15 protein-coding genes are annotated in these 16,090 nt (G+C 56.1%); 6 read left to right on the plus strand and 9 right to left on the minus strand.

The genetic code is table 11. From position 1 onward, the window contains the following. The first annotated feature begins 70 nt into the window (after nt 1-70). Entirely contained in the window at nt 71-766 is a 696-nt protein-coding gene (gene bioD / locus AC2FAJ_RS02070; RefSeq protein WP_028012980.1) for a dethiobiotin synthase, read from the plus strand. Here bioD and clcB read toward each other — a convergent pair. Next, the gene (gene clcB / locus AC2FAJ_RS02075; RefSeq protein WP_060572970.1) at nt 701-2,011 is read right to left on the minus strand and encodes a voltage-gated ClC-type chloride channel ClcB; all 1,311 of its coding nucleotides are present in this window, start codon (nt 2,009-2,011) and stop codon (nt 701-703) included. The genes bioD and clcB overlap by 66 nt on opposite strands. A 250-nt stretch (nt 2,012-2,261) precedes the next feature. Here clcB and AC2FAJ_RS02080 point away from each other — a divergent pair, with 250 nt between their 5' ends. Both AC2FAJ_RS02080 and AC2FAJ_RS02085 read left to right on the plus strand, forming a co-directional pair. Further along, entirely contained in the window at nt 2,262-3,947 is a 1,686-nt protein-coding gene (locus tag AC2FAJ_RS02080; protein WP_485453750.1) for an S-type pyocin domain-containing protein, read from the plus strand. After that, entirely contained in the window at nt 3,944-4,411 is a 468-nt protein-coding gene (locus tag AC2FAJ_RS02085) for a DUF6392 family protein (RefSeq protein WP_045631631.1), read from the plus strand. The genes AC2FAJ_RS02080 and AC2FAJ_RS02085 overlap by 4 nt, the downstream gene beginning before the upstream one ends. 76 nt (nt 4,412-4,487) lie before the next feature. Here AC2FAJ_RS02085 and osmV read toward each other — a convergent pair whose 3' ends face one another. The 6 genes from osmV to AC2FAJ_RS02115 all read right to left on the minus strand — a co-directional run bounded on the left by osmV (nt 4,488) and on the right by AC2FAJ_RS02115 (nt 9,714). Then, nucleotides 4,488-5,636 carry an osmoprotectant ABC transporter ATP-binding protein OsmV gene (gene osmV, locus AC2FAJ_RS02090; RefSeq protein ID WP_047365325.1) on the minus strand — a complete coding sequence of 383 codons (1,149 nt, stop codon included), beginning with the start codon at nt 5,634-5,636 and terminating at the stop codon, nt 4,488-4,490. Further along, nucleotides 5,636-6,283, minus strand: coding sequence for an osmoprotectant ABC transporter permease OsmW (osmW, locus tag AC2FAJ_RS02095; protein WP_028012983.1), 648 nt, complete (start codon nt 6,281-6,283; stop codon nt 5,636-5,638). Before osmW ends, osmV begins: the two co-directional genes overlap by 1 nt. Nucleotides 6,284-6,291: 8 nt before the next feature. Further along, entirely contained in the window at nt 6,292-7,191 is a 900-nt protein-coding gene (gene osmX / locus AC2FAJ_RS02100) for an osmoprotectant ABC transporter substrate-binding protein OsmX (protein WP_485453751.1), read from the minus strand. Nucleotides 7,192-7,209: 18 nt separating this feature from the next. Then, entirely contained in the window at nt 7,210-7,920 is a 711-nt protein-coding gene (gene osmY / locus AC2FAJ_RS02105; protein ID WP_045261451.1) for an osmoprotectant ABC transporter permease OsmY, read from the minus strand. Nucleotides 7,921-8,197: 277 nt separating this feature from the next. Then, nucleotides 8,198-8,935, minus strand: a complete 738-nt coding sequence (locus tag AC2FAJ_RS02110; protein WP_060573062.1) for a YoaK family protein — start codon at nt 8,933-8,935, stop codon at nt 8,198-8,200. A gap of 155 nt (nt 8,936-9,090) precedes the next feature. Then, nucleotides 9,091-9,714 carry a glutathione S-transferase family protein gene (locus AC2FAJ_RS02115; protein WP_041910232.1) on the minus strand — a complete coding sequence of 208 codons (624 nt, stop codon included), beginning with the start codon at nt 9,712-9,714 and terminating at the stop codon, nt 9,091-9,093. 211 nt (nt 9,715-9,925) lie between these two features. Here AC2FAJ_RS02115 and catA point away from each other — a divergent pair, with 211 nt between their 5' ends. After that, entirely contained in the window at nt 9,926-10,591 is a 666-nt protein-coding gene (gene catA / locus AC2FAJ_RS02120; RefSeq protein WP_485453752.1) for a type A chloramphenicol O-acetyltransferase, read from the plus strand. Between the two features lie 63 nt (nt 10,592-10,654). Here catA and AC2FAJ_RS02125 read toward each other — a convergent pair whose 3' ends face one another. Together AC2FAJ_RS02125 and AC2FAJ_RS02130 are read right to left on the minus strand one after the other, a co-directional pair. Then, nucleotides 10,655-10,945, minus strand: coding sequence for a YebG family protein (locus AC2FAJ_RS02125; RefSeq protein WP_028012989.1), 291 nt, complete (start codon nt 10,943-10,945; stop codon nt 10,655-10,657). Nucleotides 10,946-11,014: 69 nt separating this feature from the next. Next, complete coding sequence (locus AC2FAJ_RS02130) at nt 11,015-11,368, minus strand: helix-turn-helix domain-containing protein (RefSeq protein ID WP_028012990.1); 354 nt, start codon at nt 11,366-11,368, stop codon at nt 11,015-11,017. Nucleotides 11,369-11,701: 333 nt separating this feature from the next. On the opposite strand from AC2FAJ_RS02130, the gene oqxA reads away from it, so the two are divergent. Next, nucleotides 11,702-12,877 (plus strand): multidrug efflux RND transporter periplasmic adaptor subunit OqxA, encoded by a 1,176-nt coding sequence (gene oqxA / locus AC2FAJ_RS02135; protein ID WP_028012991.1) that lies wholly within the window; start codon nt 11,702-11,704, stop codon nt 12,875-12,877. 24 nt (nt 12,878-12,901) lie between these two features. Then, nucleotides 12,902-16,054: a multidrug efflux RND transporter permease subunit OqxB gene (gene oqxB, locus AC2FAJ_RS02140; RefSeq protein WP_045261448.1), complete on the plus strand. Its 3,153-nt coding sequence runs from the start codon at nt 12,902-12,904 to the stop codon at nt 16,052-16,054. Nucleotides 16,055-16,090: the final 36 nt, after the last annotated feature.

Consider the following 16,090-nt stretch of genomic DNA (forward strand, 5'->3'; position numbering starts at 1 on the left):
GTAGACTTCCTCCACTGAATTATTTACCTGGTTGATATTTTCGAAGCATACCCAAGAGGTGGAGTGAGTCATGCTTAAGCGTTTCTTTGTTACTGGTACAGATACCTCTGTCGGCAAGACCGTTGTATCCCGCGCATTGCTGCAGGCTCTGACAGCAAGCGGTAAACGCGTCGCTGGGTACAAACCGGTTGCAAAAGGGAGTAAAGAGACGCCAGAGGGATTGCGAAATAAAGACGCCCTGGTGCTGCAAAGCGTCTCATCACTGGAACTGCCTTACCACGCGGTCAATCCCATTGCGTTAAGCGAAGATGAAAGCAGCGTGGCGCACAGCGGCCCGATCAATTATTCCCTGTTATCCGACGGGCTGGCGAACCTGAGTGAGCAGGTCGATCACGTAGTCGTCGAAGGAACGGGCGGCTGGCGCAGCCTGATGAATGATTTACGCCCGCTGTCTGAATGGGTCGTGCAGGAGCAGCTGCCGGTAGTGATGGTGGTGGGGATCCAGGAAGGGTGTATCAACCACGCGCTGCTGACGGCGCAGGCGATTGCCAATGACGGCCTGCCGCTGGCTGGCTGGGTGGCAAACCGTATTAATCCAGGCCTCGCGCACTACGCGGAGATCATCGACGTACTGAGCACCAAACTGCCTGGCCCGCTGGTGGGCGAGCTGCCTTATCTGCCTCGCGCCGAGCAGCGCGAGCTAGCGCAGTACATCGATCTCTCTGCCCTCGGTGGCGTGTTGACCGTAGATCGAGTCGTGGCGTAACGTCCGCGACAGTACGGACGCTATCACGCAGGCGACCAGTAAACCGGGCAGTAAAAAATACTGCCCGGTCATTTCACAGACCATCAGCGCCGACATAATGGGTGCATGCGTGGTCGCAGCGAGCAGCGTTGCCATCCCGGCCAGCCCCAGCAACATGGCCGTCTCAGAACCCGGCAGCCACAGCGCGAAAAGCTGCGCGAACAGCATCCCCGTAGCCATACCGACAAACAGCGTTGGCGTAAATACCCCGCCCGGCGCACCCGAACCGCTGCTTGCCAGCACCGCCAGCAATTTACAGATGAACACGCCGGCAATCACCGACAGCAGCGGCGGGGCGAGCAGAAAAGCCTGAACCACGCTGTAGCCGTTCCCCCAAACCTTCGGCGTCAAAAGTGAAAGCAGCCCGACAATCAAGCCGCCGAGCGCCAGCTGCAACGGCGGCGAAAGCCTGAGGCGCAGGAAAAGCCCGTGGCTGAACGCCATCAGCCACATCAGCAGCGGTCCGCAGAGACCTGCCAGCAGCCCTATCGCAACCAGCAGGGCATAATCGGCCGCGGTGAGTATGCCGCTTAAATGGACCGCGTAGAGCGTGCCGGCACCCGGTGCCAGGAGTTGCGTCGTAAGAAGCGCCACCACCGCCGCAATCACCACGGGGCCGAGCGAGGCCAGCATCAGCGTGCCAAACAGAATCTCTGCAATGAACAGGCTTCCCGCTAACGGAGCATGGTAGGCGCTGGCCATCCCGGCGGCGGCGCCACAGGCGATCCAAAGCTTCCATTCCGATTTGGGCGTAAAGCGCCGGGCAAAAAAGGAGGCGGCGAGGGCGGCAAGCAGGATCATGGCCCCTTCGCGGCCGATGGCGCTTCCGCTGGCAACGACCAGCAGCGAAGCAAGAGATTTAACGAGGCTCGCGCCGTAGTCAAACTGACCGTCGCCGGTCTCCAGCGCTTCCATATAATCGGTGGGGGCATGAGGCCGCTGGGCAGTCAGGCGCTGCCATCCCCAGAGCAACAGCCCGGCAGCCAGCCCGCCCAGCGCGGGCGTCAGCGCGCGCCTCCAGGGGGAGAGCGACGCGGCGGCATTCACCAGGCTGCCGCTGTCGTTGCTCAGAAGCAGCCACTCCAGCAGGTACATGCTGTGGCGGAACACCGCAACGGCCAGCGCGGCCAGCACGCCGGTGACGGTTGCAATCAGGAGTCGGCGAAACATTGCGCGGATGTCGGGGTACGTATGAAGACGTTGCATGGGTCGCGAATAAACGGGGACGATGTCCTATTGTGGTTGCAACTCAACCAGTATGCAAATGAGCTTTTATAAGGTGTTCTATATATATTATTTATTTTTCTTTGTCATTTATTTGATTATTAAATATTAACCAAAAGTGCTGAATAAATTTGGTGAACTCGTATTCATAGTAAAATTGCTTTTTTATTTACAGGAAGGAAAAGGAAATTCTTTATGAGTAACTAACTCACTAATTACCGGAGCGTAATGCATGGGTTACCGTACCGATAATTATGGCCGGGGGCAGGCGCTGACAGGAGATAAAACCTCTACCGGGGCAACCTGTATTGGATCCCTGCCGTACTGCACCGAACACGGGCGAGGGGTCGTCAGGGTTGGTGATAAAACCACGCCGTGTAAAAACTGCGGAAAGCCCGGTACCATTCTTGATGGTGAACCCCGCGTAAGCTTCCATGGTGTTGCCGCTGCTGTCGATCGCTCTAACGTCAGGTGTGGATGCCCGCCGGGAACAAATTTTATCATCGCTCCCATTGGCGACTGGCTGGGTAGTGGTCCATCACCAGAACAAATCGTCAGGGAAAGGCACGCTGTGATGCTGGCCGAACGCAGGGCAGAGCAGGAGAGGGAAGAGAAACACAGGGAGGAGGAAAGGGAGCGAAACCGGGTATTTGCAAAATCCTGCCTCCGTGGCGAGGGCTGCAATGATGCAGGCGACCAGCGTGAACCTCACACCAATTTTGCTGATATGGCATTTTTTCAGGCCATGCCCGCCAGCGACCCCGTGACCGATTCAGACACCCCGCAGCACGCACAGACCGCCAGAAAGAAAAAGCCAGAAGATATCCCCAAACCGAAGAAGCGCAGCGCCTTGTATCGTTGGTGGAACGGTAACCATGAGGAGATGGATTATCAGGCTGCGGTGGCTGCCGCGTCTGCTGCTGCACGGGCGCAGACGGCCACGGCAGGCGCAAGCCTGCTGGAGCTGATAAGCGGCAGGGCACTGACTTACGGCACCTGGGCGGTGCGTGGTGCTGTTGCCGGACCCGGTGCACCCGTGGCCGGACTGCTGGTGGGGATGATGCCCGGCAGGCTGAACGACGGCGAACAGGATTTTATCGACCGTATGCGCCTGGAGCAGATGCATGAAGCCCCGAGCCGGGTGCGCTATACGTGGGAGAAGGACAGCAGAGGGAACCCGGTTCCGCATGGCTGGCACACACCACCTGGCCGGGACAGTGTGCGTGTCAGAAAAATGGAGTACGACACCAGCGCGCAGGCGTACACCTTCACCACGGAAGAAGATCCGCACATCACCATTATCTGGACGCCTGACCGAACGGTCGAGGAAAAGCCGTGGAATACCGGCAACCAGGCGCGTCCGGTGTTGCCGAAACCGGTGATAGTTGACCCGCTGCCGGATAACACCGGCATAACGGCGACCACCAGCCCGGCACCGGAGGAAAAGCATTTCGCGGATTACATTCTGATCCTGCCGTTCCCTGACCAGCCGCCGATTTATATCTACCTGAGCAAACCACCGGTGGAGTTTCTGGAGGTTGAGCTATACAGTGACTTCAAACGCCGTTCTCGGCAGGGGGTTTACGAGGCGGATCACATGCCGTCGGCTGCGGCTGTTAAGGCCTATCTCCGTAGGGAGTATCCATATTTAAAAGAAACGGAAATTCAGGAATTTTCATTGCAGGTGGCGGCTATCGTTGTCCCTAAAGATGTGCATCAGAAAATCAGTGAAACTTATGGCGGACGTAATACCCTGACACAGATTGATCTAGACTCACAGAACTTACGGGCAGCAGCTGATCGTAATCGGGATACCATTAAGCCATCGTTAAAAAAGCAGGGTGCCACTGAAGAACAAATAGAAACTGCCAGAACCAAAATGCACGCGCTGAACGGCCAGCAAGGATTATACAAATGACAGTAAATGTAGTAGCACTTATCCATAATCTGGGCAAAAGCTATAAAGAGTTAGTTAATAATGGGTTAATCACCTACAAAAGTGATCCTAAAGGGGCTGCAGGCGATCCTGTGTTACTTTTACCAATGGTGAACGAAGGCGTTTTTTTAGCCTTTATTCGAGAAGGGAGAATACTGAAAGAAATTACGTTGTCTATTCAGCGTGATGACGTAAAGGGATGGGTCTTCCCGAATGAACTCCCTACACCGTTGCAGCAGAACATGTCTCGCGCATGGATTCATCAGTCATTTGGTGAGCCCGAAGGCTTGGTTACCCCAAGAATGATAATGAATCGTTCTTTCGGGTGGGTTGAAAAATACACCGTTGAAGATTTTCATACGCCAATCACAATGCAGATTAATTACGATCTTGACGAAATGGTGAAAGCAGTAGCATTTATTCTCACTTCTGAAATTCGCTGGTAAACCCAACATAAGCCAAACACAAGCCCCGTGAAGGGGCTTTTCTACGCTGTATCCAAAAACTAAGTAAATATAATTCTCAGCTCTCACTATGAATATTCAGCGCCCGGCGCGTACGCCCTGAGCTCAGGTATTCGGCAATATAATCCTGCGAAATCTCGCCGTTGTAGCGCCCGTCCTCATCCACGATCGGCATCCAACTGGTGTTGCTCTCATACAGGCGTGATAGCACCACGCGCAGGTTGTCTTCGGCTTTGCCGGTCATGCGGAACGGATGCAGAATGTCGGCGCAGGTCCCGCTGGCGTTACGCGCTTCGCGACGCTTCACAAAGCCCAGCGGCTTGCCGTGCTCGTCAACCACGGTAATCGCGCGAATATCGTTATCATCCATGGTTGCAAAGGCTTCCGGAAGCGGAGTCGAACCCCGTACCGTAATGGTCGGCTGCTGGTCGGTGACGTCGCCGGCCGAGACCAGCAGCAGGCGCTTCAGCGTGCGGTCCTGACCAACAAACGAGCCGACAAATTCGTTCGCCGGTTTCGCCAGCAGCTCGTCCGGGCTGGCGCACTGGACGATTTTCCCCTGTCGGAAGACCGCAATGCGGTCGCCGAGCTTCAGGGCTTCGTCGATATCGTGGCTCACCAGCATGACGGTTTTTTTCAGCTTGCGCTGCATCTCGAGGAACTGGTTCTGGATCACCTCACGGTTGATTGGGTCCACCGCACCGAAGGGTTCATCCATCAGCAGTACCGGAGGATCCGCCGCCAGGGCGCGAATAACGCCAATACGCTGCTGCTGGCCGCCGGACATCTCGCGCGGATAACGGTGGAGGAACTTGTGCGGATCCATTGCCACCATATCCATCAGCTCTTCGGCGCGGGCTTTGCAGCGCGCTTTATCCCAGCCCAGCATGCGCGGCACGACGGTGATGTTCTCTTCGATGGTCATGTTCGGGAACAGGCCAATCTGCTGGATCACGTAGCCGATGTTGCGGCGCAGGGTGACGGTGTCCATTCCGTTGGTGTCCTCGCCGTTGATCAGGATCGTCCCGCTGCTTGGGGTGATGAGGCGGTTAATCATCTTCAGGGTGGTGGTCTTTCCGCAGCCGGACGGGCCGAGCAGGACGCACATTTCCCCTTCGGGCACATTCAGGTTGACGTTATCGACGGCCTTAAAGGTCTGGCCGTGCTTCTGTGAAAATTGTTTGGTGAGGTTTTCCAGTTTTATCATTATCGAATCCCCTTTGGAGTCAGAACCACCTGCAGACGGTGCAGCAGCCAGTCGAGCACAATCGCTAAAAGACAGATCATCAGCGCGCCCGCAATCAACATACGAATATCGCTTCCGCCGATGCCGTTAAGCAGCAGCAGGCCAAGTCCGCCCGCGCCAATTACGGCGGCAATCGCCATCACGCCGATGTTCATCACCACGGCGGTGCGGATCCCGCCGAAAATCACCGGCAGCGCCATCGGAATTTCCACCCAGCGCAGACGCTGCCAGAACGTCATGCCGATGCCGCGTCCGGCTTCGCGCAGGCCCGGCGGCAGGCTGTCGAGCGCCGTGTGGGTGTTACGCACGATCGGCAGCAGCGAGTAGAGAAACACCGCCGTGATTGCAGGCAGGGCGCCAATCCCCTGACCGATCAGCGAAAACAGCGGGATCATCAGGCCAAACAGGGCAATGGAAGGGATGGTCAACACGATGGTGGCAATCCCCAGCACCGGCGTCGCCAGCCACTTGTGGCGCACAATCAAAATGCCCAGCGGGACGCCGATGATAATCGCTAAGCCCACGGCCAGCGCCACCAGCCACAGATGCTGCAGCGTCAGGGTTAACAGATAGTCCCAGTTGTCCAGAATGTAGTGAACGGTATCCATAGCGCCTCCTACAGCAGCTGTTTGCTACGCAGGAAATCGCGGGCGACCTGCTGCGGTGACTGATGGTCAATATCCACCTTCTTGTTCAGCTCGGTGATAACGTCGTTGTTGAGCTGGGCCGAGAGGGTATTGAGCGCCTCTTCCAGACCGGGATTGGCCTCCAGGGTGTCCTTGCGCACCACCGGGGTGACCGCGTAGCTCGGGAAGAAGCCTTTATCATCTTCCAGCACTTTGAGATCAAAGCCCTTCACGCGCCCGTCGGTGGTATAAACCAGCCCGGCGTCGACGAAGCCGTCGCGCACGGCGTTATAGACCAGACCCGGGTCCATCTGGCGGATTTGCGGACGGTCCAGATCCATCTTATAGGCCTCCTGCAGTGGCTTCATGCCGTCGCTGCGCCCGGCAAATTCAAGGTCTAAGCCCAGCAGCCAGTTTTTGTCTGGGTTGGTTTTGCGAACCTGTTCAATTTTCGCCACCATCTCCGACATGGTGTTGATATGCTCCGCCTCGGCGCGCTTGCGCTGCATGGCGAAGGCGTAGGTGTTGTTCATGTCGGCGGGTTTGAGCCACACCAGACCGTGCTTCGCATCCAGGCGCTTCACCGTCTCCCAGGACTCCTGCGGCGACATGCGCTTGTTGATGTGGTTGAAGATGATCAGCGACGTGCCGGTGTACTCCCAGGTCATATCAATCTGCTTGTTGATCATCGCGTTGCGGGAGATCACCGTGGCGATATTGGTTTTTGGCTGAACCTGAAAACCTTTCTTTTGCAGGTACTGTACGGTCATCGCCGAGAGAATGTGCTGCTCGGTAAAGCTCTTGGTCGTCAGAATCAGCGGGGCTGCCATCGCCTGGCCGGTGAACAGCGCCGCGGCACACAGCGCCGCCAGGCTGGATATCAGTCTCATAAAAGCTCCTTGTTATTGTTACCGAGCGAGATGGGGACTCATCACGCGACCCAGCGCCGCCAGCAGGGTGTCGAGGATCAGGGCGAACAGGGCGGTGGCCGCCGCGCCGAGGATCAGGGTCGGGAAATCGTTCAGGTAAATGCCCGGGAAAATCAGCTCGCCGTAGCTGCTGGCGCCAATCAGGAACGCCAGCGGCGCGGTACCGACGTTAATGGCGGTGGCGATGCGGATCCCCGAGAGCATAACCGGCCAGGCGTTGGGCAGCTCAACCTGGCGCAGGCGCTGCCATTTGGTCATCCCAATCCCGTTTGCCGCTTCCAGCAGCGACGACGGGACCGAGCACAGCCCGGCGTAGGTATTGCGCACAATCGGCAGCAGCGAGGCGAGGAACAGGGCGATGATGGCGGGCGTATCGCCGATACCAATCACCACCATCGCCAGCGCCAGCACGGCCAGCGGCGGCAGGGTGTTGCCGACATTAAAGATTTGCATCACGTATTCGGCGACGCCCCGCGCGGCCGGACGGCTCAGCAGAATACCGGCCGGAATGCCCACCAGCAGGGCAAAAAACATCGACGAGAAAACCAGAATCATGTGCTGTTGCCCGAGGTAGACCAGGTCAACCTGACGCGCCTTGATTGTCTCAAGCCCGATTCCCCAGACGAGGAGGGCGAGGACCACGAGAATGGCGCCGACAAACAGCAGCGAGCGTTTGAGTAATGGGTGCATTGCGGTGTGTCTCCCTGTGCGCATGCGTTATAGCAACCACCGGTTGCCTGTTGTTATGCCATGTTTCGGCAGGGGTAATTGACCTATAGCAAGCGTTTGGGAAGGGTTCCAGCGAAGGGGGGAAATCAGTAACCCTATGAAATTAGTGACAACCTTAATTAAAGCCTTATGGCGTAAGGGCTGGTTGCGTGCCGGGCAGAATAGTCCTAAAGCGAATTTTCAATAGTGACAGTGTCACATATCAGAAGGCGCCCTTACGCCGAGAGTCGTTCGTTATTTAGATAGAGGCACGAACCCGGCGAACGCGAACCGAGATGCTAATGATAGAAAAAATGGCAACAATCGCGAGCAGCAGCCCAAGCGCCAGCATGGCGTTAAACCCAATCCATCTGAACAGCAGCAGCCCAGCAATCCCTCCGCTCATAAACGAGAAAATAGTGGTTAAGTGAGTTTTCAGCTGACTTTTTTGTGCTGCGGTATCCTTCGAGCAATCCCTGCGAAGCATCGCCACCAGCACGGAGGCCAGTGATATGCCTGCATCCGTTAGCGTGCCGGTAATGTGCGTCGATCTCACCCGCCCTCCGGAGAGCTGCGTGGAGGTTGAATTATGAATGCCCATCAGGCCGCACAGAAAAATAATAATCTCGCGGTTGCTCGTGAGGGCGTGGAAATACATCTCGTAGAGAGAGATGCCGGTCAATAGTACCCCCTCGACAAAAAGGATTTGGCAAAAAACCAGCCTGATATTGTGGATAATGCCCCAGAGTACAATAAGACGAGCAAGGATGGCGCCGGTGACAAAAGAGAGAATAATCGAGCCAAAGAAAATCATATCGCTCAGATCTGTGGAGGAGACTTCGCTGGATAATTGTGAGGTATTGCCGGTCATGTGAGAGGGGAAAAAGCCAAATGCCCCAAGGGCGATGGCGTTAAGCAAACCTGCCGAGGTCGCCAGCCAGAGGGCAAGCCGACGATCCTCCTTATGCGTTCGTTCTTTCTTGAGTCTAATGAGCAAGAATACCTCCGGGTTGAGCTTTGCCTGAATAGTCAGGCTAGCAAAGCGGTGCAACGGGCTGTCCAGGATATGGCTTAATTATTATTCCCTCTGACGCCATTCAGGGTTTAGTAATTAAATAAAATATCCTTGCTCAAGGTGTGGGCGTAAATAATTTATATCATGCCGTTATTGCCGTGACGCAAAAACGCCGGGCGCTGGTTGAGGCGCTCATACCAGGCCTCAATCGCCGGCACGTGGGGCTTGTCAAACGGCGTCATCTTCCACCGATTCACCGACAGCCCAAGCACAACGTCGGCAAGGGTAAACGTCTCGCCCGCCGCAAAGGCCCCGGTGCGCTGCAGCTGGTTTTCCAGAATGGTGATGCAGTGGTTCCACTCTTTTATTCCCGCCGCAATGCGCGCAGGGTCGTTAAAGTCCGGGTTTTTTCGTCCCAGCGCCGGGAAGACATAGCGCCAGGCGTTATTGAATTCTGTTGCCTGCCAGTCCATCCAGCGCTCAACGTTGGCGCAGGCCTGCGGCTCTGCAGGCAGCAGATCGTGACGTCCGGCCTTGCGCACCAGATAGCGGCAGATGGCGTTGGACTCCCACAGCACGAAATCGTCATCCATCAGCACCGGCACCATGGCGTTGGGGTTCAGCGCGCGGAAGTCATCCGTTTCTGTTGAGGCAAAACCGCTGCCGTAGTCTTCCTGCAGGTAAGGGATGCCCGCTTCTTCACAGGTCCAGAGCACTTTACGAACGTTGATGGAGGTGGTTTTACCGAGGATGTTAATCATGACGCCGCTTCTCTTCAGGGGATTAATCATTTAAAAACAATACACCCTTTGCGCGAAGAGGGAGGGATAATATTGAGTGAGTAGTGCGCTGTACGGGCAGGTCAGCGCGTTTTAAGCGGAAACGTTTTTCTCCAGAGGCGCCTGCTTGCTTAATGCATGGAAAAAATTTAGGCTAACATCAGAGATATGCTTGCTCATTAAAGGTTTAGAAATGGAAAAAATAACCCCTGAATATACGTCCGTTGACTTATCTCGTTGGGCAAGGAAGGAACATTTTGAGATTTTTCAGGGGTTCGCTCAGTCGACGTTTAACCAGACGGTTTTAATCGATATTACTGCGCTGTTAAAACATATCAAAGCGGTCGGCTGGAAATTTTACCCGACTATTATTTTTCTCATTTCTAAGATCGTCAACAGTCATCCTGAGTTCCGTATGGCTATGAAAGACAATGAGCTTATTATATGGAACGAAATTCATCCAAACTATACCATTTTCCATAATGAAACAGAGACCTTTTCATCATTATGGAGCCATTACGATGGCAATATTCAGCACTTCCAGAACGCCTATACTGAAGACATTGCGCGCTACGGTAATAATTTTTCTTATTGGCCTAAAGAAGAATCCCGAGAAAATATTTTTTTCATATCGGGTATTCCCTGGGCGAGTTTTACCAGCTTTAACGTCAACGTTGCGCACATGAAGAACTTTTTTGCCCCTATGTTTACGCTTGGAAAATACTATGAACAAGATGGCAAAGTATTATTGCCCCTTGCCGTTCAGGTTCATCATTCCGTGTGCGATGGTTTCCATGTGGCAAGACTGTACAATGAATTACAAGAGATGATTGATGCCTTGCCGCAATCCGGCGCGTGACGTTAATAAAAAGCCGCAAGCAGCATGCTGCTTGCGGCGTCAGGCTCGGTGACGATGTGGCAATCAGGCAGCTTTTACCGCTCTGATTTTTTTACTGTCAGCCGCAGGGGCATCGAGAGCAGGGAGCTTGCTGGTGCGCAGAATATGCTGCACGGTCTCTTTCTGCTCGGCGAGATACAGACCAAGATTTTCAGCCTGCGTTTCATCCATCTGCATTCCGCTTTGCAACAGCCAGTCGGTGAACGCGTCTGCCATATCGAGCAGCTTGTCGTGAGCGTCAGCCTCTTTCTTACTGGCAAATGTCATTTTCTCTTCACCTTTTCTTACGACAACATATTTTATTTCAACAGCCATCACGCACCTCTCACACTGTATTTATATACAGTATAGCAGCTTCGGGATGATGTTGCAGTAAAAAGTGAGCTACTGGTGCATCGGCTGCGTTTCACGGCCGCCGATACTGCGTCGCCATGCGCCAGGTGCCTGACCGAATTGGCGCTTAAAGCTGCGGTTGAACGACTGCTGAGAGTCAAACCCGAGCGCGATTGCCACGTTCAGGATGGGCTCATCGCTGTGGGCTAAGCGCTCAACCGATTTTTGCAGCTTTTGCGCGCGAATATAGCCGGCGAGGGGATAGCCCGTGTGCTCTTTAAACAGGCGCTGGAGGTGCCATTTCGAGTAGCCGGAGCGCCTGGAGACGGTCTCAATGTCCAGGCGACTGTCGAGGTTGTTATCAATCCAGTCGAGTAAATCATGCATAAATGCGCCAGTGTTCATCAGGTTTCCCCCACGCAGCGATAGAAAGGTATCTTTGTCTGTTGCATTTTAAGGTGGCCTGGTTTCACGATAATTGCAAGTTTTATTGTTGCATTTAAATCCTTGCCCGAAACGGGCCTTTTATCGCCGCCTCAAATAGCACATAAAGTGCAACAATTATTCTTGCACTTAGTTAGGCGCATTCCTACAATCGCCGCGATAGTGTATTCGAAACTGTTACAGTTTTGTGGCGATGAACGACACAAATGGCCTTAAGCCAGCCCGGACAAAGGAAGTGGCGCGGCGCCTCCCGCTGCGTCTTGCCCGGCGGCTACAATTACCGGAATAAAAATAATGAGCCTGCAAAAAACCTGGGGAAACTATCATCTGAATGCGCTGGGAGCGATGATGCTCTCCGTGCTGCTCGTCGGATGTGATGACAGCGTCGCGCAAAACGCCGCGCCGCCCGCGCCCGCCGTTAATGCTGCAGACGTGGTTGTGAAATCCATTAGCCAGTGGGATAGCTTTAACGGCCGGATTGAAGCCGTGGAAAGCGTGCAGCTTCGTCCCCGTGTCTCTGGCTACATCGACAAAGTGAATTTCACCGACGGCCAGGAGGTGAAAAAGGGCGAGGTGCTGTTCACGATCGATGACCGAACCTATCGCGCCGCGCTGGAGCAGGCGCAGGCGACGCTGGAGAGAGCCAAAACGCAGGCCAGCCTGGCGCGAAGCGAGGCTAACCGTACCGATAAACTCATCAATACCAACCTGGTATCCCGTGAAGAGTGGGAGCAGCGCCGTTCGGCCGCCATTCAGGCACAGGCCGATATTCGCGCGGCCCAGGCTGCGGTAGACGCCGCGCAGCTGAATCTCGACTTCACCAAAGTGACGGCTCCTATTGATGGCCGCGCCAGCCGGGCGTTAATCACCAGCGGCAATCTGGTCTCCGCGGGCGACAGCGCCAGCGTGCTCACCACCCTGGTCTCGCAGAAGACGGTTTACGTCTACTTTGACGTGGATGAGTCAACCTATCTTCACTATCAAAATCTCGCCCGCAACGGGCAGGGGGCGTCCAGCCACCATACGGCGCTACCGGTTGAGATCGGCCTTGCCGGCGAGGAGGGCTACCCCCATCAGGGTAAAGTGGATTTCCTTGATAATCAGCTCACGCCGAGTACCGGTACGATCCGCATGCGCGCGCTGCTGGATAACGCGCAGCGTCAGTTCACGCCGGGACTCTTTGCCCGCGTGCGCCTGCCGGGCAGCGCGGAATTCCAGGCCATGCTTATTGACGACAAAGCGGTACTGACTGACCAGGATCGCAAGTATGTCTATATCGTGGATAAAGAGGGCAAAGCGCAGCGTCGCGATATTACGCCGGGGCGTCTGGCCGACGGTTTACGCATCGTGCAGCAGGGGCTGAAACCTGGCGATAAGGTCATCGTTGACGGTCTACAGAAAGTGTTCATGCCGGGTATGCCGGTGAACGCGAAAACCGTCGCCATGACCGCCAGCACCGCCCTCAACTGATCACTTGACCTGAGAATCCTTCCCATGGACTTTTCCCGCTTTTTCATCGACAGGCCGATTTTCGCTGCCGTACTGTCGATTCTGATTTTTATCACAGGATTAATCGCCATCCCGCTTCTGCCGGTGAGTGAATATCCTGACGTCGTACCGCCAAGCGTACAGGTGCGTGCGGAGTATCCGGGCGCCAACCCGAAAGTGATTGCCGAGACCGTGGCGACGCCGCTGGAAGAGGCGATCAACGGCGTCGAGAACATGATGTACATGAAATCCGTTGCCGGCTCGGACGGCGTGCTGGTTACTACCGTCACGTTCCGTCCGGGTACCGATCCGGATCAGGCGCAGGTGCAGGTGCAAAACCGCGTAGCACAGGCTGAGGCGCGTCTGCCGGAAGACGTGCGGCGCCTGGGCATCACGACACAGAAGCAGTCGCCAACGCTGACGCTGGTGGTGCATCTGTTCTCGCCCAACGGTAAGTACGATTCACTGTATATGCGCAACTACGCCACGCTGAAGGTGAAGGACGAGCTGGCGCGTCTGCCCGGCGTCGGCCAGATTCAGATTTTCGGCTCCGGTGAATACGCGATGCGCATCTGGCTGGATCCGAACAAGGTCGCGGCCCGCGGGCTGACCGCCTCGGACGTGGTCACGGCAATGCAGGAGCAGAACGTGCAGGTCTCCGCCGGGCAGCTTGGCGCCGAGCCGCTGCCGAAAGAGAGCGATTTCCTGATCTCCATTAACGCCCAGGGGCGTCTGCATACCGAAGAAGAGTTTGGCAACATTGTCCTGAAAACGTCGGAGGACGGTTCGGTCGTCCGCCTGCGTGACGTGGCGCGTATCGAGATGGGTTCCGGAAGCTATGCGCTGCGTTCCCAGCTTAACAATAAAGACGCGGTCGGGATTGGTATCTTCCAGTCACCGGGGGCAAACGCCATTGATTTGTCTAACGCGGTGCGCGCCAAAATGGACGAGCTGTCCACCCGTTTCCCGGAAGATATGAAGTGGGCGGCACCTTACGATCCGACGGTTTTCGTGCGCGACTCCATCCGTGCGGTGGTGCAAACCCTGCTGGAAGCGGTGGTGCTGGTTGTACTGGTGGTGATCCTGTTCCTGCAAACCTGGCGCGCGTCGATCATTCCGCTGATCGCGGTGCCGGTGTCGGTGGTGGGGACGTTCAGCATTCTCTATCTGCTGGGCTTTTCGCTTAACACCCTGAGTTTATTCGGGCTGGTGCTGGCGATTGGTATCGTGGTGGACGATGCCATCGTGGTGGTGGAAAACGTCGAGCGAAACATTGAAGAGGGGCTTGCGCCGCTTGCGGCGGCGCATCAGGCGATGCGTGAAGTTTCCGGGCCCATTATCGCGATTGCGCTGGTGCTGTGCGCGGTGTTCGTGCCGATGGCGTTCCTCTCCGGCGTAACCGGTCAGTTCTACAAGCAGTTTGCGGTGACGATAGCGATTTCCACGGTGATCTCCGCCATCAACTCGCTAACGCTCTCTCCGGCGCTGGCAGCGCTGCTGTTAAAACCGCACGGTGCGCCGAAAGACTTCCCGACCCGGCTTATCGATCGCCTGTTCGGCTGGATTTTCCGTCCGTTTAACCGCTTTTTCCATCGTAGCTCTAACGGCTATCAGGGGCTGGTGGGCAAAACGCTTGGCCGACGCGGCGCGGTGTTTGTGGTGTATCTGCTGCTGCTGTGTGCCGCGGGCGTCATGTTTAAAGCGGTACCCGGCGGGTTTATTCCGACACAGGATAAGCTCTACCTGATTGGCGGCGTGAAGATGCCGGAAGGCTCGTCGCTGGCGCGCACCGACGCGGTGATCCGCAAAATGAGCGAAATCGGCATGAATACCGAAGGGGTGGACTACGCGGTGGCTTTCCCGGGGCTGAACGCGCTGCAGTTTACCAACACGCCGAATACCGGGACGGTGTTTTTTGGCCTGAAGCCGTTTGACCAGCGCAAGCACTCTGCGGCGGAAATTAACGCGGAGATCAACGCGAAAATCGCGCAAATCCAGCAGGGCTTTGGTTTCTCCATTCTGCCGCCGCCGATTCTGGGGCTGGGTCAGGGGTCTGGCTACTCGCTGTATATTCAGGATCGCGCGGGTCTGGGCTATGGCGCGCTGCAAAACGCGGTGAACACCATGTCCGGTGCGATTATGCAGACGCCGGGAATGCACTTCCCGATCTCAACCTATCAGGCTAACGTTCCGCAGCTCGACGTGCAGGTTGACCGCGATAAGGCGAAAGCGCAGGGCGTGTCGCTGACCGATCTGTTCGGTACGCTGCAAACCTATCTGGGCTCGTCGTACGTGAACGACTTCAACCAGTTCGGGCGCACCTGGCGCGTGATGGCGCAGGCAGACGGGCAGTTCCGCGACAGCGTGGAAGATATTGCGAATTTACGCACCCGGAATAGCCAGGGCGAAATGGTGCCAATTGGCAGTATGGTGAAAATCACGACCACCTACGGACCGGATCCGGTGATCCGCTACAATGGCTACCCGGCGGCGGATCTGATTGGCGATGCCGACCCGCGCGTGCTCTCGTCCGCGCAGGCGATGACGCAGCTGGACGCGATGTCTAAGCAGATCCTGCCGAACGGAATGAACATTGAATGGACGGATCTGAGCTTCCAGCAGGCCACGCAGGGCAATACGGCGCTGATCGTCTTCCCGGTCGCGGTACTGCTGGCGTTCCTGGTGCTGGCGGCGCTGTATGAAAGCTGGACGCTGCCGCTGGCGGTGATCCTCATCGTTCCGATGACCATGCTTTCCGCGCTGTTTGGCGTCTGGCTGACCGGGGGCGATAACAACGTCTTCGTGCAGGTGGGGCTGGTGGTGCTGATGGGGCTGGCCTGTAAAAACGCGATTCTTATCGTGGAGTTTGCCCGCGAGCTGGAAATTCAGGGGAAAGGCATCATGGAAGCAGCGCTGGAAGCGTGCCGCCTGCGTTTACGTCCGATTGTGATGACATCCATCGCCTTTATCGCCGGGACCATTCCGCTGATCCTCGGCCACGGCGCGGGCGCAGAAGTGCGCGGCGTCACCGGGATTACGGTCTTCTCCGGGATGCTAGGCGTGACGCTGTTTGGTCTGTTCCTGACGCCGGTCTTTTACGTGACGCTGCGTAAGTTCGTGACGCGCGGCAAAGAGGAAAGAGAGGTTCTGCCTGCGTAGGGATATCGCAGATAACAAAAAAACCGCACTCACTAT

It is taken from the genome of Enterobacter cloacae complex sp. 385G4 (assembly GCF_057320665.1).

Excerpts from the sequence above, each read along its gene's own strand:
- AC2FAJ_RS02125 (WP_028012989.1), bottom strand. The coding sequence starts at position 10,945 with ATGGCTGTTGAAATAAAATATGTTGTCGTAAGAAAAGGTGAAGAGAAA.
- bioD (WP_028012980.1), top strand. The coding sequence starts at position 71 with ATGCTTAAGCGTTTCTTTGTTACTGGTACAGATACCTCTGTCGGCAAG.
- AC2FAJ_RS02080 (WP_485453750.1), top strand. The coding sequence starts at position 2,262 with ATGGGTTACCGTACCGATAATTATGGCCGGGGGCAGGCGCTGACAGGA.
- oqxA (WP_028012991.1), top strand. The coding sequence starts at position 11,702 with ATGAGCCTGCAAAAAACCTGGGGAAACTATCATCTGAATGCGCTGGGA.
- osmW (WP_028012983.1), bottom strand. The coding sequence starts at position 6,283 with ATGGATACCGTTCACTACATTCTGGACAACTGGGACTATCTGTTAACC.
- catA (WP_485453752.1), top strand. The coding sequence starts at position 9,926 with ATGGAAAAAATAACCCCTGAATATACGTCCGTTGACTTATCTCGTTGG.
- AC2FAJ_RS02115 (WP_041910232.1), bottom strand. The coding sequence starts at position 9,714 with ATGATTAACATCCTCGGTAAAACCACCTCCATCAACGTTCGTAAAGTG.
- osmV (WP_047365325.1), bottom strand. The coding sequence starts at position 5,636 with ATGATAAAACTGGAAAACCTCACCAAACAATTTTCACAGAAGCACGGC.
- osmX (WP_485453751.1), bottom strand. The coding sequence starts at position 7,191 with ATGAGACTGATATCCAGCCTGGCGGCGCTGTGTGCCGCGGCGCTGTTC.
- osmY (WP_045261451.1), bottom strand. The coding sequence starts at position 7,920 with ATGCACCCATTACTCAAACGCTCGCTGCTGTTTGTCGGCGCCATTCTC.
- AC2FAJ_RS02085 (WP_045631631.1), top strand. The coding sequence starts at position 3,944 with ATGACAGTAAATGTAGTAGCACTTATCCATAATCTGGGCAAAAGCTAT.
- AC2FAJ_RS02130 (WP_028012990.1), bottom strand. The coding sequence starts at position 11,368 with ATGAACACTGGCGCATTTATGCATGATTTACTCGACTGGATTGATAAC.
- oqxB (WP_045261448.1), top strand. The coding sequence starts at position 12,902 with ATGGACTTTTCCCGCTTTTTCATCGACAGGCCGATTTTCGCTGCCGTA.
- clcB (WP_060572970.1), bottom strand. The coding sequence starts at position 2,011 with ATGCAACGTCTTCATACGTACCCCGACATCCGCGCAATGTTTCGCCGA.